The sequence below is a fragment of the Virgibacillus salarius genome, assembly GCF_039521925.1.
Lineage (GTDB): Bacteria > Bacillota > Bacilli > Bacillales > Amphibacillaceae > Virgibacillus > Virgibacillus salarius.
In genome coordinates this window covers 1-23,566 of the sequence record NZ_BAAACY010000152.1, presented here as the reverse complement: position 1 = coordinate 23,566, position 23,566 = coordinate 1, and the positions used below count along the sequence as shown (strand labels likewise).

The following is a 23,566-nucleotide window of genomic DNA, read 5'->3' as shown; positions in this document are numbered from 1 at the left end:
TCAAAGTAATTTATTAATTTATACGAATTAAAAATATAGCTCCTTTACAGGCATAATATTAGACAAGAAAAGGTTTTAACTTACCGGCATCATAAAAAACAATTAAGCATAGGCTATAGTAATCAGACACTGGATGGAGGAATAACATGGATATTCTTAGCAAAATGAAGCAGCATCGCGAAGAAGAACAGCTTCTGAAGTGGGAAGGGACGTTCGCGGAATATCTGGAGATCATTAAAGAAAGGCCAGAGGTGGCTCAAACTGCTCATTCACGGATTTATAATATGATTAAGTGCTCTGGTTTAACTGAAAAAGACGGTAAGAAGATGTATGATTTTTTTGGTGAAGAGATTTTCGGGCTTGAAGAAGCGATTGAAAGATTGGTAGAAGAGTATTTTCATCCTGCAGCTAAACGTCTAGATGTACGTAAGCGTATTTTATTATTAATGGGGCCTGTAAGTGGTGGGAAATCGACTATCGTTACTATGTTAAAGCGTGGCTTAGAAAGCTATTCTCGAACCGATGAAGGAGCTGTCTATGCCATTAAAGGTTGCCCTATGCATGAAGATCCACTGCATTTAATACCACATCATTTAAGGGAAGAATTTGCAGAGGAGTATGGGATACGTATTGAGGGCAGTTTATCTCCGCTAAACACGATGCGATTAGAGAAGGAATATGATGGAAAGATTGAAGACGTACGTGTGGAACGCATTTTTCTTTCTGAAGATAAACGGGTAGGGATTGGTACGTTTAGTCCGTCTGATCCGAAATCACAGGATATAGCTGATCTAACTGGTAGTATTGATTTTTCCACAATTGCCGAATATGGTTCCGAATCAGATCCTCGTGCCTATCGGTTCGACGGGGAATTAAATAAGGCCAATCGAGGAATGATGGAATTTCAAGAAATGTTGAAGTGTGATGAGAAGTTCTTATGGCATTTACTATCACTTACACAGGAGGGAAATTTTAAAGCGGGCAGGTTTGCGTTAATTAGTGCAGATGAATTAATTGTTGCGCATACGAATGAAGCAGAGTACCGCTCATTTATTTCAAATAAAAAGAACGAAGCATTGCATTCTCGAATTATTGTGATGCCAATACCGTATAATCTGCAAGTTACGCAGGAAGAAAGAATCTATAAAAAGATGATTAAGGAAAGTGATATGGCACATGTGCATATTGCTCCACATGCTTTAAAAGTAGCGGCTATCTTCTCTATTCTGACTCGCTTGGAGGATTCTAATAAACAAGGAGTTGATATCGTAAAAAAGATGCGGCTGTATGACGGCGAGAGTGTTGAAGGCTTTAATCAGATGGATGTAGAGGAATTGAAGAAGGAATCTCCAGTGGAGGGGATGAATGGCATTGATCCACGTTATGTGATTAATCGCATTTCTTCGGCAATCATTCGTAAAGAGGTACCAGCAATCAATGCTCTTGATGTTTTACGTTCCCTAAAGGAAGGGTTAAGCCAGCATGCTTCTATATCTCAAGAAGATAAAGAAACATATATGAATTATATTTCCATTGCCAGGAAAGAGTATGACGAGATCGCCAAGAAAGAAGTTCAGAAGGCGTTTGTGTATTCCTATGAGGAGTCAGCTAAGACATTAATGGATAATTATTTGGATAATGTAGAGGCATATTGTAATAAGAATAAGCTGCGTGATCCGCTCACTGGGGAAGAAATGAATCCGGATGAGAAGCTAATGCGGTCGATTGAAGAACAAATTGGTATATCAGAAAATGCAAAGAAAGCGTTTCGTGAGGAGATTCTTATTAGGATTTCTGCATTTGCTAGGAAAGGAAAACGCTTTGACTATAATTCACATGAACGTTTACGTGAAGCAATTCAGAAAAAGCTGTTTGCGGATTTGAAAGATGTTGTAAAAATAACAACCTCTTCAAAAACACCAGACGAGTCACAATTGAAAAAGATTAATGAGGTCATTGCCAGATTGGTCGATGAATATGGATATAATTCAGTTTCTGCAAATGAGCTGCTTCGCTATGTTGGCAGTTTATTGAATAGATAGTGTTGCTACAACCTAAATAGGTATAGACCTTACTAATTAAGAGACGAAAACCAAAGAATGAAGGAACAACCAAAAAACGAAAAGATAATTAATTTGAATTAATTATCTTTTCGTTTTTTAATAGAACAATTCATTTAGAACCTGAAATAAGCGAGACTCCGGCGGGAACAGCACGAGTCCGAAGATCCACGTGGTAACGTGTTTTTCTTTATCAAGTTAGCTGAGGCCGTGCCCGGGAAGTGAGTATATTTTCACGGTGCGGCGATGATACTCCTATTGATAACCTGATTATTCGTATTTTGAGTAAAGAAGTGTTTTGTCCCAACCTTGTTACGGTCTAAGAAATTAAAAAATTATCCCATGCGGATATCAATATGGGCGTGTTGAGATGCGTCCAGCGCAGAGAAACGGAGGCGACTTCACGAATCACCCTAATCTAAGTCATCATCGGCTCGCAAGCACACCGTGATTCCTTTATCTCCGTTGACTCGCTCCAGTCTGCTACGTTTCTAATCGGGCACTTGCTTTAGTTCTTCATTGGCTGGGACAGGTTGGAACATAACTCTAAAACGAACCATTCTAAAGACAAACAATAAACAGTTGTTTTTGATTAAAACTTATTAGCAACGGCTATTTTTTAAAATAGTTTAAATAATGCAATAATAAACTTGTACGTGCATAGGATAAAGAAAGCATCAAAAGGCAAGTAGATCAAATTATATAGGAGGGGAACGCATGCAGGAAGATAGTGGGAACTTCGTCGTTTCAAAGGAAAACTGGTCCCTCCACCGTAAAGGTTATCAGGATCAAACACGTCATATGGATAAAGTTAAAGATGCTATCAAGAATAATTTACCCGACTTGGTGAGTGAAGAAAATATTATTATGTCCAATGGAAAAGATGTTATAAAAATTCCAATTCGTTCTTTAGATGAATATAAGATTCGCTATAACTACAATAAATCAAAGCATGTAGGGCAGGGGAAAGGAGATAGCAAAGTAGGGGATATCATTGCTCGAGCTCCTCAGGGAGAAGAGGAGGGACAAGGAAAAGGTAAGAAGGCAGGCGATAAACCAGGGGAAGATTATTATGAAGCTGACGTATCCTTAGAGGAAATCGAAGAAGCACTCTTTCGGGAGCTTGAATTACCAAACCTAAAAGAAAAAGAACAGCAGGAGATAACCATCGAGAAGATTGAATTTAATGATGTTCGCAAAAAGGGGTTAATGGGTAATATTGATAAAAAGCGTACTATCCTGACAGCAATCAAACGTAACGCCAGAGAAGGTAGGCCAGGGATTACACCAATTTACAATGATGATTTACGCTTTAAAACATGGAATGATGTAACGAAGCCGGAATCAAAAGCTGTTGTTCTCGCCATGATGGATACGAGTGCTTCTATGGGAACATTTGAGAAATATGTAGCTAGAAGCTTCTTCTTTTGGATGATCAGGTTTTTACGTACAAAATATGCATCTGTTGAAATTGAATTTATTGCACATCATACAGAAGCCAAAATTGTATCGGAGGAGGATTTCTTTTCCAAAGGGGAAAGTGGTGGAACAATTTGTTCATCTGCCTATAATAAAGCGTTAGAACTGATAAATAATAAGTATCATCCATCTCGTTATAATATTTATCCATTTCATATTTCTGATGGAGAAAATATCACTTCTGATAATCCTTCCTGTATTGAGTTGGTGAACGAGATCATGACTCATTCGAGTATGTTTGGATATGGAGAAGTAAATGGGTACAGTCGCAAGTCAACCCTAATGCGAGCTTTTGAGGAAATTAATGATCCTAAGTTCAGATATTATATTGTGAAAGAAAAAGCAGATATTTACCAAGCTTTAAAGACCTTCTTCCAAAAAGAAGAGGCATTAGTATAAAAGATAAACCGGGCAAATATGATCCAGTATTGCCCGGTTTTCTTATAAGTTAAGAAAGTATAAAATCAGTGTAATGACTGCGTTAAGCCAAGTAGTATTTTGAAATGTTTGATGTATATTGGCAATGCTCCGACTAATTACTTCGCTTTCCGTGGGCACGGCCTCAACTAACTTTGCAAAGAAGAACACGTTGCAAAGTGGATTTTCGGCTCGCGCTAATCCCGCAGGAGTCTACGTAATTAGTCTCCGCTATGAGAAGGTGCAACAATTCTTGTCATAAGTAATAGGTTGACTTTTTTTACAATGGGTCACTAGCGTTGCATTAAATTATGAAACTAAAGTCAAGCAATAATTATTATTTCAAGAATAATGTTAATTTTTCTATTAAAAGCCATAAAAAAACCTTATAATTAGGGTATGGTAGTCCTGTCCAAATCCCTAACTATAAGGAGTTCACATGGACAATCATACCATAAAAACGGTATTCAAGGAATACATTCATCCATTAGATTCAAAAATCATACAAAAAATGATTGAACACACTCAACTTGATAAATATGTTAAAAAGCTTGATGTGCTTACGTTTATGAACACGTTTATTTATGCTCAGTTGAAGCAGCTGGATAACCTTCAGCGGATAAGCGATACGATTAAACAAACGGGCGAAATAACGGAACGAAGTTGTGCTAGAATTGGGCCAAATGATGGAATATTAATCTGGTTAAATAAACTTTATGAGAGTTGTATTGAGAAGAGGGGTTGTGTTGTTATGAAAAAGGCGTTATTTCTTATATTGGACGAGTATGCAGATTGGGAAGGTGCTTACTTGTCGTCGGCATTAAATCAAAGAGAAGATTGGTCTGTTGATACTATTTCTTTAGATGATAGTGTAAATTCAATAGGTGGTTTTAAAACTTCTGTTGATTATATCATTGGTTCAGAACCTAAGGATTTTGATTTATTAGTTATGATTGGTGGGAATTCATGGGGAAATGATAATAAAAAGCTCTTGCCATTAATCAAAACTACATTTCAAAACAATATTCCCATAGGGGCTATATGCGGTGCAGTGGACTTTTTGGCAAAGAATGGTTTCCTAAATGATCATAATCATACCGGAAATTCCGCTTATATCTGGAAAGATTATGAAAATTATAATCCTAAGGGTAATTTCCTAGAGGAACAGGCAGTAAAGGATAAAAAATTGGTCACTGCAAATGGAACGGCTGCTATTGAATTTACTCAATTAGTTTTGGAATTGATTGAATTTGACACACCAGAGAATGTCAAAAAAATGATGTATATGAATAAGCACGGGTTTTATAATTACTGCGAAAAATATGGAAACCCATTTTTGGCTTAATATACAGTAACCATTGTTTCAGAATCGGTCCAGTTTGTTGGAGAAGTGATTTTTTCATTTCCCAATTAAAATTATAAGGAAATATAAGCGGGGGAAATAGCATGATTGTAGTTAAAAGAGGATTGCCAGAGCATGTTGAAGGTATTTCTAAAGTTTGTTCCGAAGGTTGTCTGGACACATATGAGGGTATTAGAAGTCCAGAAAATATAAGAAGGAATAATGAGACATTTTATAATTATGACCGTATACTTCATGAGTTAGATGAAGTGGACGATTGGGACGGCTATTTTGTAGCACTCGACAATGGAGTTGTTGTTGGGGCTATTGGTGGTGGCATGATAGATGATGATAAAAGTGAAGTTTATGTTTTATACTTGGATCCTGAACGCCGTGGGGAAGGGATCGGTACTCAACTTTTAAACAATTTAACAGATATACAACAGACAAAAGGTTCTAAGGAACAGTGGGTATCCGTTCAAAAGGGAAATAATAAAGGTATTCCATTTTATGAAGCAAGAGGGTTTAATTTTATGTACGAAAAAGAGGCATTTAGTAATGCTGAAGAAGAAGATTATATTTCTTTAAGATACCGACGAGAAATATAAAAATTGTACTTTGAGAAATAGTCTCCCAACCTTCTCCAATAGACTTAAACAAACGGGTGCTTTTCCAAATAAGAATCTATGCTCTATTTTAGAATAGGGCCAGATTGTTATATAAACACAGGAGGGGAGATATGAAGCATATTCTCCAATATACAATGGGGCATTTAGGATATTTCATAATAGGGTATATGGCGTTAAGGGTTATGATTATTCAAGATGATAAAGTTGGGTTTACTATATTAGTTGTTGGATCTTTTTTACTTGTGGGCTATGTGCAATTTTTAGAAAAACGGCATGGAACACCAAAATATAGTGGTTACATAAAGCTAATTTTAGTTATAGTATTTTTAATTTCAAGTTTTATAATGCTTATTTAAGCAAACGGGAGAGATTCCAGAACAAGAACCAGCGCCCTTATTACGGATTAGGGCCAGATTATGGAATAAGCAACAATTCAAGAAAAAGTGTAGGTTAGTTTTTAGAAGGTTATTAATGTAAACATTAAAATTGAACGGGGATATTACACATGGATATATTAATTGAGAAGTTACATGCCACAGATGCGGAAGATTTGTATAAGTTTGAACTTGAAAACAAATATTTTTTCGAAAAAATGGTACCGACCCGAGGAAACGAATACTATAAGTTTGAGATTTTTAAAAGAAGACATGAAACATTACTTAAAGAGCAAGCTGAAGGAGTTTCATATTTCTATTTAATTAAAGATAAAATGGTTCTATTTTAGGAAGAATTAATTTAGTTGATATTGATAGATCTCAAAAAATTGGTTATCTAGGCTATAGAGTAGGACAACTACATACTGGAAAAGGTGTTGCTAAGAAAGGATTGAAATTATTATTAGAAACATTAACAGATCGAGATATTGAACAGGTTAAGGCAAAAACAACAACCAATAACATAGCATCCCAAAAGGTTTTAGAGAAAAATGGATTTGAGCAAACAAAAACCAGTGATCAAGAATTTGAAATGAATGGTCAGAAGTTAAAATTTGTGTATTATAAATGGACCAAATAATCTTGAAAAAGAAACGGCTTGATTGTTGTATAAAACTTAAGAAATTAAGAAATTAGGCGCGTGTTGAGCCGCGCCCAGCTTCAGCACCCAGAAACGGGGGCGACTTCACGAATCGCACTATGATAAGTCATTGTCGGCTACACTAACACACCGTGATTCTTTTATCCCCGTTGAGTCGCTCCAGTCGCTATGTTTTTAATCGGCGGGTGTATGCGCTTTTATTTATCTGGAAGGCTATGGATGCTAATCTGCTATTTCGATGGTATAGATGGCACGATCTGTTACCAAGGCAAAACGTGAGCCGTCAAATTGGTATAGGGATGTATCCTCCAGTGGAATTTCGTACATAGAAGTTGGCAATTCTTCAAAATGATTGGAAGCATTTTCGACTTCACCCATTCCATTCAGTTGTAGAGCATGTAAGGGCTGGTAATCATCAATTCTACGTGTGTTTGTCTCATAAGAAACTTTAGATAGATCCATAATCGTTTCATCATAATCGTGAAGCTCCTGTTTTGCAATCTTCACACGTTTTCCACTCCACTTTTTCAAAAGCTTATTAAACTGTTCAATTGTTAAAAATTGATCTGCCATAGTGATTCCTCCTATGAACTAGCTTTTCCCGATTGAGGAGAATCATACAGTTGAAGTTCACAATAAGATTGATTAGTTCACAAATAGCAATATATTAAAAAATAAACCAAGGAATTCCGATGAGGAAGTCCCTTGGTTTATACCCGATTAGAATTGCACTACGGCCTGTCCTTATGCTGACTGTTGTATGGTTTCTTCCTTACTATTTCTGAATTTCCGTGTAATAACTCCTTGTTTTGGACTGAACAAGAAAGCTGCAAGGAATAGTACACCTGTTGCTACTGCCATTGATCCAGCAATGGATACATTTAATTGAACGGCAAACCAATAGCCCATTAGTGCAGATAGGATACCGATCACACCACTTAGGATGAGTAATACAAGAAATCGATCGGTTAGCAGATAGGCGGTGGCCCCTGGTACAATAAGCATGGCTACCACTAGTATTGCTCCCACACTATCAAAGGATGCTACCGTAGATAGGGATACCATTGTCATTAATAAATAATGAATTAAGACGACAGGTACACCAATTAATGTTGCAAACTGTGCATCAAATGTTGACATTTTTATTTCTTTATAAAACAGAATAATCAATAGTAAGTTAATAATCAGCACTGCCCCAAGCATCCAAACGGCAACGGGTCCATAGCTGACACCATTGATTGTCAGAGTATCCCACGGTACAAAAGCAATTTCTCCCATAAGTGCGTGCTGTACATCCAAATGTACTTGGTCTCCAATAAAGGATATTAGTACGACACCTAGGGCGAACAAGGATGTGAATACAATCCCAATTGCAGCATCTGATTGTACGCCTGAGGAGTGTAGCATTTCAACAAATAGAGCCGTTAAAATACCAACGATACCAGCTCCAATTAGCATGGGAACCCCATTTAACGATTGGGTTACGAAAAATGCTCCCACGATACCTAATAAAACAGTATGACTGATCGCATCTGCAATCATTGACATTTTACGTAATACAAGGATAGACCCAGTTACACCACAGGTTACACCTACAAGACATCCAGTTAATATAATCCACATTGTATACGTCATGCGTGCCTCACTCCTTTAAATAAAAGCCCTTTTCTTGATCCAAAAAGTAAGGAAATGAAAAAGATAAGTGATGCACTTAGAACAATCACCGGACCTGTGGGTAGATTATGAAGAGCAGTACTTAAGACAGCGCCGCTCACACCAGAAATGGCTCCAAAAATACCAGCTAGGATGGTCATTAACCCGAGACGATCCGTCCAATATCTTGCTGAGATCGGTGGTGTAATTAATAGTGCTGCAATTAAGACAACACCTACCATCTGAATACCAATTACAACGACGGCAACTACTAGAAATAGCAGAACCCCATTGAAAAATGTTACTGGTAAACCAATTCCACGTGCAAATTGCGGATCAAAGATACTAATTTTAAATTCTTTAAAGAACAAAGCAGTAAGAATGATTAAAACGAATGCACCAATGGCAATTAGTTGAACATCACTTCGTACTAACGAAGCAGCTTGCCCAAAGATGAATGAATCAAGCCCAGCTTGGTTACCACTTGAATTTTGCTGGATATACGTCAGTAAAACAATTCCAAGACCAAAGAAAACAGATATGATTATTCCGATAGCAGCATCGGTTTTAATGCGCGACCTATTTACAATCGTTTGAATCGATTGCGTTGCAATTAAGCTTGTAACCGCCGCACCTGCTAATAAAAAAGGTACAGATTTTACTTGAAACAGAATATATACAATACATACCCCTGGTAAAGCTGCATGGGCCATGGCATCACTGATAAGGCTTTGTTTTTTGAGTAAAACAAAACTGCCGATGACACCACTAGCAAACCCTAGAAGTAAGCTACCGATGAGCACCCATTGCAGGTTAGCGCTGGAGAAAAAGGATGTTACTGCTTCCATTTTACGTATACTCCTTTACTGTTGAAGGGGCTTTTTGTAAAAATGCAATTTTCCCGCCATATGCCTGTTCCAAATTGTCTAACGTAAATACCGACTGTGTTTCCCCATAAGCAATTGGTGATTTATTTAATAATAATACATGATCAAAATAATCATTAACTGTCTGTAAGTCATGGTGTACGACAAGTACTGTCTTACCTTCTGCTTTCCATTCTTTCATTAATTGAATAATAGCTTTTTCGGTTGAAGCATCTACTCCTGCAAATGGCTCATCCATAAAGTATACTTTGGCATCCTGTGCCATGGCTCGGGCAAGAAATACGCGCTGCTGTTGCCCCCCTGATAATTGGCTAATTTGGCGTGTAGCGTAATCTTGCATTCCCACTTTTTCAAGGCATGCTTTTGCCCATGCCACTTCTTTTTTGTTTGCTCGTTTAAATAATCCAATATGATTGTATCTCCCCATTAATACCACATCTAGAGCATTAGTTGGGAAGTCCCAATCAACTTCACTTCGTTGAGGGACATAACCAATGATTTTCTTTTGTGTGCGTATAGGCTTATTAAATATCTCGACACTACCTGATAAAGTAGGTAGTAATTGTAGAATAGATTTAATAAGTGTCGACTTACCAGCACCGTTTGGACCAATAATCCCTGTTATCGATCCCTCCGGTACAGCAAAAGACACGTTCTCAAGGGCAAGCTGTTTATCATAGGTTACCGATATATCTTTTACTGATAATGCGTACATACTAACTCCCACCTTATTTTAGAGATTCAACAATGGTTTCCACATTGTGTTTAAACATTCCGATATAAGTACCTTCTTCAGTACCTGCTTCTCCCATTGCGTCAGAATATAATTCACCGCCAATGGATACTTCTTGACCTTCTTCCTTCGCACCTTCTACCACAGCGTTAATCGAGCGTTCGGAAACACTGCTTTCTACAAATACACCTTTAATATTTCGTTCTACTAATACGTTAATAATACGCTGGATATCATTTACTCCATAATCTGACTCTGTGCTTAAGCCTTGTAATCCCATTACTTCAAAGCCATAGGCTTTTCCAAAGTAATTGAATGCATCGTGAGCGGTTACTAGTACACGGCTTTGCTCTGGAATTTCCTCGAATCGTTCCAGCGCATAATCATTTAATTCATCAAGCTCTTTTAGATAAGCCGCTGTATTTTGGGTGTACGTTTCCTTATTATCGGGGTCCAACTCAATTAATCCATCTCGGACAGCTTCTGCTGCATATTTCCAGAGATTAATATCAAACCAAACGTGTGGATCACTAATATCTGGGCTTTCCGGATCAGCTAATAATTTTTCTTTTGGTATATTTTCTGCAACGGGAATAGTAGGTTTTTCCTGTTTCATTTCTGCAAAAATCTCTCCCATTTGTCCTTCTAAATGAAGTCCGTTATAGAAAATGATATCTGCCTCTGTCATCTTCTGAATATCACCTTGAACTGCATTATATAAATGCGGATCGACTCCAGGTCCCATTAAACTATTTACCTCAACAAGATCTCCGCCGATATTCTCGGTTATATCTCCAATTTGGGCTATCGTTGTAACGACGTTTATGGGATTCTCTTCCGATCCATTAGCTTCATCAGATCCGGAAGAACAACCCACGATCCCAATGATAAGTAATACGGTTAAGCAAAATAATCCTATCTTCCTCAATGTAGTATTTCCCCTCTCTAATAATGTTTGTCTAAGGCAAAACAAGCCTAAAAAAAATCTACTTGTATCTTATGTTAGTAATTCTCTTGTTGTATTATGTCCAAAACATTTTATCAGGATTAAAATGTTTCCTATAGGCAAATTATATGGTACTGGTTTAAAAATAGCAATACTTTTGATCAAAAATTTTACGTTAACATATTTTAACTAGGTAATAAGTACTCATTTTGTATAAGAAAGCAAATTAAAAGTACAAGTAATTGTACATGCAAATCTTATTAACTGTAATCATTCTAGTATTTGTTCATAAACTGTATAAAGTACGTTTGGGGGGATCTATTTGACAGAGATGAAGGAGCTTCATCGTGCCATTGATGAAATTACAGAAATTGCATCAGGATTTGGATTAGATTTTTATCCAATGCGTTATGAAATTTGCCCAGCCGATATTATTTACACATTTGGTGCTTATGGTATGCCGACGCGTTTTAGTCATTGGAGCTTTGGTAAACAGTTTCATCGAATGAAGCTACAATACGACCTAGGTCTAAGCCAAATATATGAACTTGTTATCAATTCTGACCCATGCTATGCTTTTTTGCTTGATACGAATAGTCTTATTCAGAATAAATTAATTGTAGCGCATGTATTGGCGCATTGTGATTTTTTCAAAAATAATGTCCGTTTCTCGAATACAAGAAGAGACATGGTAGAAAGTATGACGGCTACCGCTGAACGAATTGCACATTATGAGATGGTTTATGGAAAAAGGGAAGTGGAGAAGTTTTTAGATGCGATTCTTGCAATTCAAGAACATATTGACCCATCCATCGTAAGGCCAAAATTACCTGCTTATTATATGGAGGACGAAGAGGAAGAAGATACATCTGCTCCTAAAACACCTTATGATGATTTATGGAGCTTAGATGAGAAATCAGATGATAACAAGAAGAGGGAAATAAACAAGCGGAAGAAGTTTCCTCCTCAGCCAGAGAAGGATCTATTATTGTTTATTGAAGAATACAGTAGAGACCTAGAGGATTGGCAACGGGATATCTTAACAATGATGCGTGAGGAGATGCTATATTTTTGGCCACAGCTAGAAACAAAAATTATGAACGAGGGCTGGGCATCTTATTGGCATCAGCGTATTTTACGTGAGATGGATTTAACAAGTGATGAGACCGTTGAATTTGCTACATTAAATGCCGGTGTTGTGCAGCCTTCGAAGCATCAAATAAATCCTTATTATTTAGGGATAAAAATTTTTGAAGACATTGAGGAGCGGTATAATCATCCGACGAAGGAAATGAAGCAATTAGGCATAAAAGAAAATTCAGGAAGAGAAAAGATTTTTGAAGTAAGAGAGCTGGAATCGGATATCTCCTTCATCCGTAATTATTTAACGAAAGACTTGGTAGCGAGAGAAGATATGTATTTATTTGAGAAAAAGGGGAGAAACTATCAAATTACCAATAAAGATTATGAAGCAGTACGTGATCAGCTTATTTCCATGCGAGTAAATGGAGGATTTCCATATATAACCGTAGAAAATGGAGATTACTTGCGGAATGGGGAGCTCTATTTGATTCACAATTATGAAGGGATAGAATTAGATCTAAAATATTTAGAGCATGTGCTTCCTTATATTCATCAGCTTTGGGGCAAAACAGTATATTTAGAAACCTATGTGGAGGATAAGAAAGTTATTTATTCCCATGATGGGAGGAAAACGTATCATCGGCAGCTTTAGTTATGAATATATCTATTGAAATAAGTTGGGACATAACGAAAACAATCCGTTTTTTAAAAGTTAAGAAAGTATAAAATCAGTGCAATGACTGCGTTAAGCCAAGTAGTTATTTTGAAATGTTAGATGTATATTGGCAATGCTCCGACTAATTACTTCGCTTTCCGCGGGCACGGCCTCAACTAACTTTGCAAAGAAGGAGTTGCAAAGTGGATTTTCGGCTCGCGCTAATCCCACAGGAGTCTACGTAATTAGTCTCCGCTATGAGAAGGTGCAACAATTCTTGTCATAAGTAATAGGTTGACTTTTTTTACAATGGGTAAAGTGAAAATCGCTATCCGTGAGTATAAAAGCAGTTGTGTTACTTCATGCTAGCGTTGTAGAGCCTGATAATAGCGAAGGCCGGCCACTTCAACTCCTGTGGGAAATGTTTGACCTGAAGATCCACTTTTTTGAGCGGGTTTTGCTAAAAAAGTTAGCTGAAGGACAAACCCCACGGAAAGGGAAGTGGGCAGCTGGAGTGGTGGTTAAGCAGTAGCTATTATTCCATAATAGCTACTAGAGGAAGCATAAATCTGAGCATGTAGTGATAAGGACTAACCATTTTGCTCAGTTTTTTTGGTAATGATCATGCGTAGTCTAATATCGTGAAGTTTCTAGTCGTGCCTGTTACCCTATAAAAGAAGGTAAAGTTAAATACTAACGGAAATGGTGATATCATGTTGTATAATCTAGAAGATAAAGTTGTTCTTGTAACAGGTGCATCTAGAGGGCAAGGCGAGGCACAAGTACGCTACTTCTTATCGTTAGGTGCTCGTGTAATCATTGCTGCACGGGAGCTGAATGATGCGGAAAAACTGTCACAAGAATTTGATAAGAATAAAACACTTCCTGTTAAGCTTGATGTAACAAATGAAGTACAATGGGAAAGGTCAATTCATGCTGCCATAGAAGCATTTGGTAGGATAGATGTTCTCGTGAACAATGCAGGATTATACTACAATGCTGCGTTGACGGAGACAGAACTTCATCAATATCGTGAAATTATTAATGTTAACCAGATTGGTGTATTCCTTGGCATGCAATCGGTTATACCGATAATGTCTCAGCAAAAGAAGGGCTCCATCATTAACAATGTCTCTATTTCAGCATTTGCACCTTTAGATGGAACGGCTGCATATGCTTCTACGAAAGCAGCCGTTGTGGCAATGTCAAAAGCGACGGCTGTAGAGGTAGGGAAAGATGGGATAAGAATAAATATCGTACACCCTGGCGGAATAAATACGGGAATGGCTCAAACAAGTGGAACAATACCTATTTATTCTCAAACTCCTCTAGGAAGAATCGGTGAACCAAAAGAAGTTGCACATGTTATTGGGTTCCTTGCTTCAGATCAAAGTTCTTATTGCACCGGTGCCGAAATTGTTGTTGATGGCGGATTAACACTAGGTACAAGAATAGAATGATCGAACATCTGTCGCTTCTTTAAACTCAAACATGTATGGAATATTCCTTAAATGCCTTATTAAGAGAAATAGTATATGACGTTTTTTGTAATCGCAGCCTTTACACTATCAATTTACTAAATTCTGAAAAATAGGATAGACAAATGATACAGAAGTGATAGAATTTATAGTAATAGATACAAAGGAGTGCGCTCTAAAATGAAGCAATGGATGAGAAAAATAGCTGTTGTTCTTATCACAATTATGACATTAGGGATGTACGTTCCAACTTCATTAACGGCAGATCCTGAGGAGCATAAAGAACGTTATGATTCAGGGTCAGGTCTAGACGAAGCTACACCTGTCTCGGTATTAGAAACGCCAGAAGATGTCGTCCCTATTCAAGCATATACCATAGATCAATTAACGGAAAAGGCGAAAGAACAGGCATTAATAAAGATGGGTCCAAGAATTTCACATCGAATTGAGGACGAGTTTACAGCCGTTATTTTACCGAACATAGAAAAAGTGATGGAGACAATTTTATTTGATGATAAAGCGCCTGTGACTTACTATGACATATCGGAGGATCCCGCTGATGGCTATGGAGAAAGAATATTTAATATTTATGACTTGAAGGCGCAGGAAAAAGTGGCTAAATTCCATGTGAGAAGGGATCATCGTCCATTAGAAGGTCATTGGTTTAATTTCCATTACCATCTCCAAGCTGATAATTTTGAAAAACACTATGACATTGGTGAAATATATTGGGATAAAAACACACCCCCTAAATGGATGACGTAATAAAAAAGAGGCTAAGACAATAGAATGAAGAAACAATAAAAAACGAAAAGACAATTAATTTGAATTAATTATCTTTTCGTTTTTTGGTTAGAATCATTCATTTAGCACCTGAAATAAGCGAGACTCCGGCGGGAACAGCACGAGTCCGAAGATCCACTTGGTAACGTATTTTTTCTTAACCAAGTTAGCTGAGGCCGTGTCCGCGGAAAGAGCGTATATCTTCACGGTGCGGCGATGATACTCCTATTGATAACATGATTATTCGTATGTTGAGTAAAGAAGTTGTGTTTTGTCCCAGCACGTTTTTAATCACCATACAGAAAAGTTGTTTATCCCGCATATAACTGGCAGTAAGCTCCCCACTTCAAGGAATAAAGTGAAACCAATAAGGATAAGTGTGGGTTCGACTGCCAGTAAATGTCCGATTGGTTCACCTAACCATCCGTGGGGATAAGCAACCCCCCCACGGATGGAAGTTTCAATTTATAGTTTAGATAACTCAATTATCTTGCTTCTTACTGGTCTAATTCAGTTAATACGTCTCCTATTTGTCGATTGTGTATGAGCATATCTGCGTAAGCATCTAATGCAGTAGGTTCTTGATTAATGATGACTAATCTCGCACCACCTTCTTTGGCGATTAACGGAAATTGATTTGCCGGTGTTACACTTAATGATGAGCCAAGGACCATAAATAAATCAGCTTTTTCTGATTCAGAGAGTGCCGCTTGAAAAGCTTGGGCAGGCAATGTCTCTCCAAATAATACAATGGAAGGACGTAAGATGCCACCACATTTACAAAAGTAGTCTTTGTGTACATATTCTTCACTACTATATTCCTTCTGGCAGGATTGACAGTGGAGCCTTTGCAGCGTGCCATGAAGCTCAGCAACACGATTACTCCCAGCTTGCTGGTGAAACTCATCTACATTTTGCGTTATAATCGATTGTATGGTACCGGCCTTCTCCCAATCTGCAAGAATATAATGGCCTTTATGTGGTTTATAGGATTTCACTCCCAATACTCGCTCTCGATAAAATGTTGTAAATGCCTCAACGTTATTATTTAATGCATCAGTACTAGCGATTTTAGCAGGATTCTGCTTGTTCCACAACCCTTGATTAGCTGAACGAAAGTCTGGCAAACCACTTTCTGTCGACATCCCAGCTCCCGTGAAAACAACCGTATATTTCGCTTCGTAAAGCCATTGTTTTAGCAAGATATTCCCTCCAATCTCGCACTTCTATAGTTAATTATCTTCCATTTGAGCATTCCCGTTTTTCTTTTTATGTAATCGGACCGGTACGATAATAAGTACAGCAATTAAAAACAGACCTAAATAACCAATTAGGGGGTAGAAAAAGGAGACCAATTCTGTAAAGCCAACAAAACTTAAAGCAAATGCGGTAAGAATTGTGAACACAATAAACATACGAAATGACTTTGTTTCACTTTTCATAAACCGAGATCCAAATGAAAAGAACATGCTAACAGCGGTATTAAAAATCATGCCAAAAAGAATGATGGAATATAGCATTCCAAGTATAGGAGAAAGATCATCCGCGATTTTTAAAATAGGCATCTCGTAGCCAACAACTGCTTCCATATTAGAAAAAATCGCTAAATGGTTAAAAACAATAAGTAAACCGATCCCGAGACCGCCGAGTAGTCCGCCAATGGTAGCAATTCTTTCATTTTTTTCAGATCCCCCCATAACTAGTGCCATAGGTGCACCTAAAGCTATATTAAACGATACATAATTAACGGCAGAGATAAACCAGTTCGATAAAGCAGCTGGCTGATTTCTAGCAATTGGTTCCATTGCTGCAAAGGAAGTATCCATTGTCATCATGCTATAGATGGAAAGTAAGATGACGGTTAGAATTAAAAAAGGTGTAATGCTTGCAATAACCGCAATTACACGATTGACATTCATCATAACGGTAAGGATAACGAGTATCGTCATTACGGTAATTCCAGCAAAGGATGAAAGCCCAAATTGTTGACTAAAGATTGATCCAGCCCCTGCGATCATGACTACTCCTACACCGAACAATGTAAAGACAATAATGTAATCAACCATTGTCCCTAAAAAGCGCCCGCTCATCAGATAGATGACTTCTCGATGCGAGGTTGTTTGATACTTGCTCCCAAGTCGTGTAAGTGTCATACCTAGATAGGCGAATAAACCAGTGGAAACAATGGATCCAATTGTCCCAATGTAACCAAAGCTAGTAAAGTACTGCAAAATTTCTTGTCCAGAAGCAAAGCCTGCTCCAACGACTATTCCGATAAATGCACTGGCAATCTGTAAAATTCTTTTCATGTTGTTTCCTCCGTGCTGATGTTGTTTGTAAGTAGTTAAATGGAATGATATAAATTTTAATCTTGCTCGTTTTCTCTATTATAATAATAGTAAGTGTAATGACTCCCTTCAGCTTTTTCACATAATTGTATTTATTATCGTATCATATTTTTTTAACAGATGAAGGGATCTTTTATTTAAAAGGGGTAGATACATATAGTTGAAATGTCCCAATTACGAAGAACTCAAAATAAGCAGTCATAATAATGGGGGTATATATTAATCATGTCAATTATAAAGAGATTTATAAAAATAATGAAGATTGAAAGAACCTAATCAACATTATCTAATAAACACCACACATTTGAGATGGTGGAAGAGCAACAAAAATTCAATGAAGCCTTACAACAATCATTTGATCGGTTAAATTAATCCGTGGGGGATAAACAACTCCCACAGATTGTTAGTACCATAGAGGTTAGAACCAATCGGACATCTACTGGCAGTTGATTACCACTTCGGATTAATCGAAATGATGGAAACAATCATAAATAAGTTGAATAATCTAGAAACCTCTTGCTTAAGGAGGTTTTTTTTCGAGTAATGGACAGCCTTACATCTTCTATCACCAGCTTTCTCATAAACTTCTCATTTTTTGCGAATTATCGAGCAGGGGTTCAATGTATTTGATCATATTCCCAATTGGCTATTCATGATGATTATGTTAGTGATTGCGGTGACAAGCCATTTATATGTACATTCACATACCACAAGAGCAATTATTTTTATTCCAAGTATTATTGTATTTAGTGAGTCCATAGGGCTAAACACTGCGGCAGTTGTTTTCTTGAGTTTACTTGGAATGAACTATTGTTTAACATTTCCAGTTAGTTCAAAAGCAATATTACTATTCTATGAAGAAGGTGATATGACGATTGACGCAAAACAATTGCTTCAATTAAGTACAATACTTATGCCAGTTTATATCCTTGTTATGATTGTATTTTATTTTACGTATTGGCAATGGACCGGATTACAACTATGAGTATGGAGCTGCCCTCAGCTCCATACGTACACGAATGGACATATACTTTCCCCAAAACGGGCTTTTTCCACTTATGAAACATCACATTTTAACTTCTAAAGCTTCCCACCTTAGAAGCGTTCTGTCCTTCTTAGTTGTTATATAAACCGAACCATTTGAGACACAATTCTATTAGTTGTCTAATTGTAGTTCGTGTAGTCCTTGTATGTCCACAATTTGCTCATTTTCCATTTCATCTAGAGGAAAGATAGTGGCTGTTGTATTTTTTTCATGTAACGATTTGATGTAGACTGGGATTCCTCGATAGCGGACTTGTATCATCTCTGCTGCATTCATTATTTCTTGAGCTCTTTCCTTATCCATCTGAATCCACCTTCCTTTCTGTTAGTAGCGTATGTTTATGCTCCAGTGAAGTAGTTTCGTCTTATTTTTTCTAACTTTCACCTAAAATATGTGCAGGATTATAGGGTTAAGCTCACAGTGGTTTGGCCCAGTGAAATGGTGGGAAATATAATGTATCATAGGTAAATGACTGACATATCCTAACAAGTATATGAACTTACATAAGGAGGAAGACATACGTGATCATTGCGATCATTATTTTATTATTTGTATCTTTTTTCTTTTCAGGCAGTGAAACGGCATTAACCGCGACAAATAAAATGAAATTACAGACAAAAGCTAAGAATCATGATAGACGATCTGGGAAGCTGCTTGAATTAGTATCCAAGCCAGAACAATTTATTACAGCAATTCTAATAGGGAATAATATTGCAAATATCTTACTACCGACGCTCGTTACTATGGTAGCGATTGACTACGGTATAAATGTAGGGATTGCTTCAGCGTTATTAACGATTACGATTATAATCTTTTCAGAAGTAATTCCTAAATCAGTAGCGGCCGCCTTTCCTGATCGAATTGCACATGTGGTCTACCCAGTTATTCAAGCAGTCGTTACTATTTTTAAGCCATTAACCATGCTGCTTAATGGAATTACTGGTGCTATCATTCGCTTTTTATCAAAAGGACAGGAAGATAGTACATCTGTATCGAGAGAAGAAATTCGGGCTATGGTGGATATAGCGCGTACCGAGGGTATTTTTAAACAGGACGAGACCTATCGTATTAAAGGGGTACTGGAATTTAATAATCTTAATGTGAAGGATGCATTGAAGACACCCCGTGTGGATATTATGGCACTTCCTTGTGATTCAACATTTGAAGAGGTTAGAAATATTGCTATTGATAACCCATTTACAAGGTATCCAATTTATGAAGAGGAGATTGACAATATTGTAGGTGTATTCCATTCAAAGTATCTGTTGTCTTGGGCGATGGAACCGGAAAAATCATTAGAGTCGTTTAGCGATATGAACCCGTTAATCGTTTTCGAATTCCATTCGGTTGATTGGGTATTCCGAAAAATGATACAGGATAAAAAGCATATGGCAATTGTTCTTGATGAGTATGGTGGTACGGAAGGGATCATAACCCATGAAGATATAATCGAAGTCTTGATTGGTTTAGAAATAGAAGATGAAACAGATAAGGGTAACGAATCATTGGTAGAGAAAGTCACAGACTCTGAAATTATATGTCATGGAAAAATTCCACTTCATCGCTTGAATACCATCTTTCATACTGACATCCCGGAGGAAGAGGATGTCCTGTCTGGGTTCTTGCTTAAAGCCTTTCATTATTTTCCAGAGGCAGGTGAGGAAATATCAACAGATCATTTATGGTTTAAAGTTTTATCTGTAGAAGATCGTACAATTAAACGAGTACAAATTAGAAAGCGGGAAATACGGAAACATACAGAACCAAGTCATGAGTAAGGGGATTCCATTCCCCTCAGTTATCAAGATAGATTTGACTCAGTATTAGGGAGAGGAGGAAACACTGCTGTCTGTTATGGCCCCGGATAATTTTCGATCGTTCGTGAAGGGATGATAGTCTGATTCCATAACTTGGCACAGAAGACAGAATTAATGGGAGAAATAGCTTGTTCAGGTAGGAAAACGAGGAGACGGTTCAATCGCTGTCTGTACCTGTTGTGAAATCAACTGTATTTCTATATTTGTATACAGATCATTTGGAGTTTTTTAACGAGAAATGATTAAACGGATTTTTGGAATAAATAGGTAATTAGGTTGGTAGTGGTTTCACTAAAGATCTGCATTCTTTTTAAAGTTAGAGTGCACAATAAGCTTTTGTTTATGCTATGATGGGACAAAGGAGCGAAGTAAGTATGAAATACGATGAAAAAGTAATGAATCGAATGAAACGAATTGAGGGTCAAATTCGTGGGTTATTAAAGATGATGGAAGAACAAAAGGATTGCCGAGACGTTGTAACACAAATGTCAGCTGCTAGGAGTGCATTGGATCGCACAGCAGCACTCATTGTCAGTCAGAATCTAGAAAAATGTATTCGTGAAGAACAGAGAAATGGTGAAAATACGGAGGAATTAATAAAAGAAGCAGTTAATCTACTTGTAAAAAGTAGATAGTAACTTGGAAGCTGACATCTTTCATGCATAAGCATGAAGTGGTCAGCGTTTTTTATAGTCTAGTAAATTAAAAAATTAGCCCATGTGGATAAATAGGCGTGTGTTGAGCAGAGTCCAGTTCCAGCGCCCAGATAACGAGGCGACTTCACGAATCGCCCTAAGCTAAGTCATCATCGGCTTGCAAGCTCTTTATCTCCGCTGATTCGCTCCAGTCGCTACGTTTCTAATCAGACGCTTGCGCTTTTGTTATAGTAATACATAAGGAATAAATATCTTGAATATATAAGTATATACTTATATACTTATATTAATGAGGAGGGTGTTTATGCAGGATACATCAGTAGAAACAGATCGTGCTGCTTTGATCTGTAAATTATTAGGAGATAAAACAAGGCTAATCATGATGAAGATCCTTGATGATCAAGATTGCTGTGTTTGTGAATTTGTTGAGATCTTTCAAGTTAGTCAACCATCCATTAGCCAGCATTTACGTAAGTTAAGAGATATTGGTTTGGTACAGGAGGAGAGAAAAGGTCAGTGGATATTTTATTCCATGAATAAAAATAGTTCGGAATATCCTTTCATCCAAACACTACTTGATCAGCTTCCAGATCAAAGTTACCAGTTAAAACAATTGGAAGAAAACGGAACAAGAATTAATTGTTGTAAGTAGGAGGGAGTATGTTGACATCATCGATTTTTCTAGCATTAGTTATCTTTATACTAACTCTCCTGTTTGTCATTTGGCAGCCTAGGGGGTTATCCATTGGGTGGTCCGCATGTGGTGGGGCTATCCTGGCGTTGCTACTGGGAGTTGTTAGCTTTAATGATGTGATTGAAGTAACTCAAATTGTCTGGAATGCGACCTTAGCATTTGTAGCTATTATACTTATCTCACTGATTTTAGATGAAATAGGATTTTTTGAATGGGCATCCTTGCATATGGCAAGATTAGCTAAAGGTAACGGAGTTAAGATGTTTATTTACATCAGTATTTTAGGTGCCATCGTTGCCGCCTTTTTTGCCAATGATGGGGCTGCACTAATTTTAACACCAATTGTTTTGGCAATGGTTCGTAATTTAAATTTTAAAGAAAAAATGATATTTCCGTTCATTATTGCTAGTGGATTTATAGCTGATACAACTTCACTTCCTCTAGTCGTAAGTAACCTTGTTAATATTGTTTCGGCAGACTTTTTTCAAATTGGTTTTGTAGAATATGCCTCTAGAATGATTATTCCAAATCTCTTCTCCCTTGTAGCTACGATCGGTATCTTATTGCTTTACTTTCGAAAATCGATTCCGAGAAGCTATGCAGTCGACCAGCTTAGAGAGCCGAAAACAGCTATCCGCGATCTAAAGATGTTTCGACTATCATGGTTCATTCTTGCAATTTTATTAATCGGTTATTTTGTGAGCGAATTGATCAGTGTGCCAGTCTCCATCGTAGCTGGGATTATTGCCATATTCTTTCTATTGATGGCTCGTAAAAGCAATTCAGTCAATACAATGATGGTAATTAAAGGAGCACCTTGGGCTATTGTGTTCTTTTCGATTGGAATGTATGTCGTAGTATATGGTCTACGGAATGCTGGTCTTACTGAAATGCTGGCAAGTATAATTCAAGCAAGCGCAGATAGAGGATTATTCGTTGCTACAATTGCAATGGGATTTATTGCTGCGATTCTATCATCAATTATGAATAATATGCCAACAGTAATGATTGATGCTTTAGCAATCGCTGAAACTAGCACTTCTGGAGTAATAAAGGAAGCGCTGATTTATGCAAATGTAATTGGATCGGATCTAGGTCCAAAAATTACACCAATCGGATCACTCGCTACCCTGTTATGGCTTCATGTGCTATCACAAAAAGGAGTAAAAATATCGTGGGGCACATATGTGAAGACAGGCATTATATTAACTGTCCCAATTTTGTTTATTACACTCATAGGACTATATATTACGTTATGGTTATTTTAAAAGGAGGATGAAAATGACGAAAAAAATAATTTACTTTTTATGTACAGGAAATTCATGTCGTAGTCAAATGGCAGAGGGCTGGGCTAAGAGGTATCTAGGTGAAGATTGGGAAGTAAGAAGTGCTGGTATAGAAGCTCATGGGGTCAATCCTCATGCCGTGAAGGCAATGAAAGAGGTTGGTATTGATATCTCTGATCACACGTCGGATATTATTGATCCGACTATCTTACAGCATGCTACCATCGCTGTGACGCTATGTGGAGACGCTAAGGACAAATGTCCTGTCACACCTTCGCATGTACATCGGGAGCATTGGGGCTTTGATGATCCAGCAAAGGCGGAAGGAACGATAGAAGTGAAGTGGCAGGTATTTCAACGAGTAAGAGATGAAATTGGCGCTCGAATAAAGCGATTTGCTGAAACAGGTAAATAGCTGCGTCCAGCTCTAGCGCCCCAGAAACGATGTGACATAACGAATCGTCCTAATCTAAGTCATCATCGGCTAGCAAGCACACCATGATTCCTTTAACTCCGTTGACTTGCTCCAGTCGCTACGTT

23 protein-coding genes and 2 pseudogenes are annotated in these 23,566 nt (G+C 37.5%); 17 read left to right on the top strand and 8 right to left on the bottom strand.

Annotation, left to right across the window (positions count from 1 at the left end):
- The first annotated feature begins 146 nt into the window (after positions 1 to 146).
- The 7 genes and pseudogenes from ABDZ84_RS18855 to ABDZ84_RS18825 all read left to right on the top strand — a co-directional run bounded on the left by ABDZ84_RS18855 (position 147) and on the right by ABDZ84_RS18825 (position 6,941).
- Positions 147 to 2,042 carry a PrkA family serine protein kinase gene (locus ABDZ84_RS18855; RefSeq protein ID WP_026681872.1) on the top strand — a complete coding sequence of 632 codons (1,896 nt, stop codon included), beginning with the start codon at positions 147 to 149 and terminating at the stop codon, positions 2,040 to 2,042.
- A 735-nt stretch (positions 2,043 to 2,777) separates the two neighbouring features.
- Entirely contained in the window at positions 2,778 to 3,938 is a 1,161-nt protein-coding gene (gene yhbH / locus ABDZ84_RS18850; protein ID WP_026681871.1) for a sporulation protein YhbH, read from the top strand.
- Between the two features lie 457 nt (positions 3,939 to 4,395).
- Positions 4,396 to 4,581, top strand: a pseudogene (locus tag ABDZ84_RS18845) (DUF4372 domain-containing protein); the annotation flags it as partial.
- Positions 4,582 to 4,707: 126 nt separating this feature from the next.
- Positions 4,708 to 5,301 carry a type 1 glutamine amidotransferase family protein gene (locus tag ABDZ84_RS18840; protein WP_026681870.1) on the top strand — a complete coding sequence of 198 codons (594 nt, stop codon included), beginning with the start codon at positions 4,708 to 4,710 and terminating at the stop codon, positions 5,299 to 5,301.
- Positions 5,302 to 5,402: 101 nt separating this feature from the next.
- Positions 5,403 to 5,906, top strand: a complete 504-nt coding sequence (locus ABDZ84_RS18835; protein WP_026681869.1) for a GNAT family N-acetyltransferase — start codon at positions 5,403 to 5,405, stop codon at positions 5,904 to 5,906.
- A 131-nt stretch (positions 5,907 to 6,037) separates the two neighbouring features.
- Entirely contained in the window at positions 6,038 to 6,283 is a 246-nt protein-coding gene (locus ABDZ84_RS18830) for a hypothetical protein (RefSeq protein ID WP_026681868.1), read from the top strand.
- Positions 6,284 to 6,432: 149 nt separating this feature from the next.
- Positions 6,433 to 6,941: pseudogene (locus tag ABDZ84_RS18825) on the top strand (GNAT family N-acetyltransferase).
- Positions 6,942 to 7,184: 243 nt separating this feature from the next.
- On the opposite strand, the gene ymzB reads toward ABDZ84_RS18825, so the two are convergent.
- The 5 genes from ymzB to ABDZ84_RS18800 all read right to left on the bottom strand — a co-directional run bounded on the left by ymzB (position 7,185) and on the right by ABDZ84_RS18800 (position 11,163).
- Positions 7,185 to 7,535, bottom strand: a complete 351-nt coding sequence (gene ymzB / locus ABDZ84_RS18820; protein WP_026681867.1) for a protein YmzB — start codon at positions 7,533 to 7,535, stop codon at positions 7,185 to 7,187.
- A 171-nt stretch (positions 7,536 to 7,706) separates the two neighbouring features.
- Positions 7,707 to 8,597, bottom strand: a complete 891-nt coding sequence (locus ABDZ84_RS18815) for a metal ABC transporter permease (protein WP_026681866.1) — start codon at positions 8,595 to 8,597, stop codon at positions 7,707 to 7,709.
- Positions 8,594 to 9,463, bottom strand: coding sequence for a metal ABC transporter permease (locus tag ABDZ84_RS18810; RefSeq protein WP_121604077.1), 870 nt, complete (start codon positions 9,461 to 9,463; stop codon positions 8,594 to 8,596). The genes ABDZ84_RS18815 and ABDZ84_RS18810 overlap by 4 nt, the downstream gene beginning before the upstream one ends.
- 1 nt (position 9,464) lies before the next feature.
- On the bottom strand, positions 9,465 to 10,217 hold the full coding sequence (locus tag ABDZ84_RS18805; protein WP_026681864.1) for a metal ABC transporter ATP-binding protein: 753 nt from the start codon (positions 10,215 to 10,217) through the stop codon (positions 9,465 to 9,467).
- Between the two features lie 13 nt (positions 10,218 to 10,230).
- Entirely contained in the window at positions 10,231 to 11,163 is a 933-nt protein-coding gene (locus tag ABDZ84_RS18800) for a metal ABC transporter solute-binding protein, Zn/Mn family (protein ID WP_026681863.1), read from the bottom strand.
- Positions 11,164 to 11,512: 349 nt separating this feature from the next.
- Here ABDZ84_RS18800 and ABDZ84_RS18795 point away from each other — a divergent pair, with 349 nt between their 5' ends.
- The 4 genes from ABDZ84_RS18795 (at position 11,513) to ABDZ84_RS18780 (ending at position 15,162) form a co-directional block, all read left to right on the top strand.
- Positions 11,513 to 12,916 (top strand): SpoVR family protein, encoded by a 1,404-nt coding sequence (locus tag ABDZ84_RS18795; RefSeq protein ID WP_166529937.1) that lies wholly within the window; start codon positions 11,513 to 11,515, stop codon positions 12,914 to 12,916.
- Between the two features lie 337 nt (positions 12,917 to 13,253).
- Complete coding sequence (locus ABDZ84_RS18790; protein ID WP_121604076.1) at positions 13,254 to 13,451, top strand: hypothetical protein; 198 nt, start codon at positions 13,254 to 13,256, stop codon at positions 13,449 to 13,451.
- Between the two features lie 184 nt (positions 13,452 to 13,635).
- A complete protein-coding gene (locus ABDZ84_RS18785) occupies positions 13,636 to 14,379 on the top strand; it encodes an SDR family NAD(P)-dependent oxidoreductase (protein WP_026679716.1) in 744 nt (247 codons plus the stop codon).
- Between the two features lie 198 nt (positions 14,380 to 14,577).
- Positions 14,578 to 15,162, top strand: a complete 585-nt coding sequence (locus ABDZ84_RS18780) for a YpjP family protein (protein ID WP_026679715.1) — start codon at positions 14,578 to 14,580, stop codon at positions 15,160 to 15,162.
- 515 nt (positions 15,163 to 15,677) lie between these two features.
- On the opposite strand, the gene ABDZ84_RS18775 is transcribed toward ABDZ84_RS18780, so the two are convergent.
- Together ABDZ84_RS18775 and ABDZ84_RS18770 are read right to left on the bottom strand one after the other, a co-directional pair.
- Positions 15,678 to 16,382 (bottom strand): NAD-dependent protein deacylase, encoded by a 705-nt coding sequence (locus tag ABDZ84_RS18775; protein ID WP_026679714.1) that lies wholly within the window; start codon positions 16,380 to 16,382, stop codon positions 15,678 to 15,680.
- A gap of 30 nt (positions 16,383 to 16,412) precedes the next feature.
- On the bottom strand, positions 16,413 to 17,489 hold the full coding sequence (locus ABDZ84_RS18770) for a YkvI family membrane protein (protein ID WP_026679713.1): 1,077 nt from the start codon (positions 17,487 to 17,489) through the stop codon (positions 16,413 to 16,415).
- 691 nt (positions 17,490 to 18,180) lie between these two features.
- On the opposite strand from ABDZ84_RS18770, the gene ABDZ84_RS18765 reads away from it, so the two are divergent.
- Positions 18,181 to 18,513: a hypothetical protein gene (locus ABDZ84_RS18765; RefSeq protein WP_121604073.1), complete on the top strand. Its 333-nt coding sequence runs from the start codon at positions 18,181 to 18,183 to the stop codon at positions 18,511 to 18,513.
- Between the two features lie 171 nt (positions 18,514 to 18,684).
- Here ABDZ84_RS18765 and ABDZ84_RS18760 read toward each other — a convergent pair whose 3' ends face one another.
- The gene (locus tag ABDZ84_RS18760; protein ID WP_166529912.1) at positions 18,685 to 18,876 is read right to left on the bottom strand and encodes an H-type small acid-soluble spore protein; all 192 of its coding nucleotides are present in this window, start codon (positions 18,874 to 18,876) and stop codon (positions 18,685 to 18,687) included.
- Between the two features lie 218 nt (positions 18,877 to 19,094).
- Between ABDZ84_RS18760 and ABDZ84_RS18755 the strand changes: the two genes are divergently transcribed.
- The 5 genes from ABDZ84_RS18755 to arsC all read left to right on the top strand — a co-directional run bounded on the left by ABDZ84_RS18755 (position 19,095) and on the right by arsC (position 23,441).
- On the top strand, positions 19,095 to 20,351 hold the full coding sequence (locus ABDZ84_RS18755; RefSeq protein ID WP_026679710.1) for a hemolysin family protein: 1,257 nt from the start codon (positions 19,095 to 19,097) through the stop codon (positions 20,349 to 20,351).
- Between the two features lie 413 nt (positions 20,352 to 20,764).
- Positions 20,765 to 21,025 (top strand): metal-sensitive transcriptional regulator, encoded by a 261-nt coding sequence (locus ABDZ84_RS18750; RefSeq protein WP_026679709.1) that lies wholly within the window; start codon positions 20,765 to 20,767, stop codon positions 21,023 to 21,025.
- 325 nt (positions 21,026 to 21,350) lie between these two features.
- Positions 21,351 to 21,698 (top strand): ArsR/SmtB family transcription factor, encoded by a 348-nt coding sequence (locus tag ABDZ84_RS18745; protein ID WP_026679708.1) that lies wholly within the window; start codon positions 21,351 to 21,353, stop codon positions 21,696 to 21,698.
- Between the two features lie 11 nt (positions 21,699 to 21,709).
- Positions 21,710 to 23,008, top strand: coding sequence for an arsenic transporter (locus ABDZ84_RS18740; RefSeq protein WP_026679707.1), 1,299 nt, complete (start codon positions 21,710 to 21,712; stop codon positions 23,006 to 23,008).
- Positions 23,009 to 23,021: 13 nt separating this feature from the next.
- Positions 23,022 to 23,441, top strand: coding sequence for an arsenate reductase (thioredoxin) (gene arsC / locus ABDZ84_RS18735; RefSeq protein WP_026679706.1), 420 nt, complete (start codon positions 23,022 to 23,024; stop codon positions 23,439 to 23,441).
- Positions 23,442 to 23,566: the final 125 nt, after the last annotated feature.

Bases quoted from the DNA above. Each gene is read 5' to 3' on its own strand.
- ABDZ84_RS18760 (WP_166529912.1), bottom strand. From the start codon at position 18,876: ATGGATAAGGAAAGAGCTCAAGAAATAATGAATGCAGCAGAGATGATA.
- ABDZ84_RS18780 (WP_026679715.1), top strand. From the start codon at position 14,578: ATGAAGCAATGGATGAGAAAAATAGCTGTTGTTCTTATCACAATTATG.
- ABDZ84_RS18795 (WP_166529937.1), top strand. From the start codon at position 11,513: ATGAAGGAGCTTCATCGTGCCATTGATGAAATTACAGAAATTGCATCA.
- ymzB (WP_026681867.1), bottom strand. From the start codon at position 7,535: ATGGCAGATCAATTTTTAACAATTGAACAGTTTAATAAGCTTTTGAAA.
- ABDZ84_RS18835 (WP_026681869.1), top strand. From the start codon at position 5,403: ATGATTGTAGTTAAAAGAGGATTGCCAGAGCATGTTGAAGGTATTTCT.
- ABDZ84_RS18750 (WP_026679709.1), top strand. From the start codon at position 20,765: ATGAAATACGATGAAAAAGTAATGAATCGAATGAAACGAATTGAGGGT.
- arsC (WP_026679706.1), top strand. From the start codon at position 23,022: ATGACGAAAAAAATAATTTACTTTTTATGTACAGGAAATTCATGTCGT.
- ABDZ84_RS18810 (WP_121604077.1), bottom strand. From the start codon at position 9,463: ATGGAAGCAGTAACATCCTTTTTCTCCAGCGCTAACCTGCAATGGGTG.
- ABDZ84_RS18745 (WP_026679708.1), top strand. From the start codon at position 21,351: ATGCAGGATACATCAGTAGAAACAGATCGTGCTGCTTTGATCTGTAAA.
- ABDZ84_RS18840 (WP_026681870.1), top strand. From the start codon at position 4,708: ATGAAAAAGGCGTTATTTCTTATATTGGACGAGTATGCAGATTGGGAA.
- ABDZ84_RS18815 (WP_026681866.1), bottom strand. From the start codon at position 8,597: ATGACGTATACAATGTGGATTATATTAACTGGATGTCTTGTAGGTGTA.
- yhbH (WP_026681871.1), top strand. From the start codon at position 2,778: ATGCAGGAAGATAGTGGGAACTTCGTCGTTTCAAAGGAAAACTGGTCC.
- ABDZ84_RS18765 (WP_121604073.1), top strand. From the start codon at position 18,181: ATGATGATTATGTTAGTGATTGCGGTGACAAGCCATTTATATGTACAT.
- ABDZ84_RS18830 (WP_026681868.1), top strand. From the start codon at position 6,038: ATGAAGCATATTCTCCAATATACAATGGGGCATTTAGGATATTTCATA.
- ABDZ84_RS18805 (WP_026681864.1), bottom strand. From the start codon at position 10,217: ATGTACGCATTATCAGTAAAAGATATATCGGTAACCTATGATAAACAG.
- ABDZ84_RS18770 (WP_026679713.1), bottom strand. From the start codon at position 17,489: ATGAAAAGAATTTTACAGATTGCCAGTGCATTTATCGGAATAGTCGTT.
- ABDZ84_RS18855 (WP_026681872.1), top strand. From the start codon at position 147: ATGGATATTCTTAGCAAAATGAAGCAGCATCGCGAAGAAGAACAGCTT.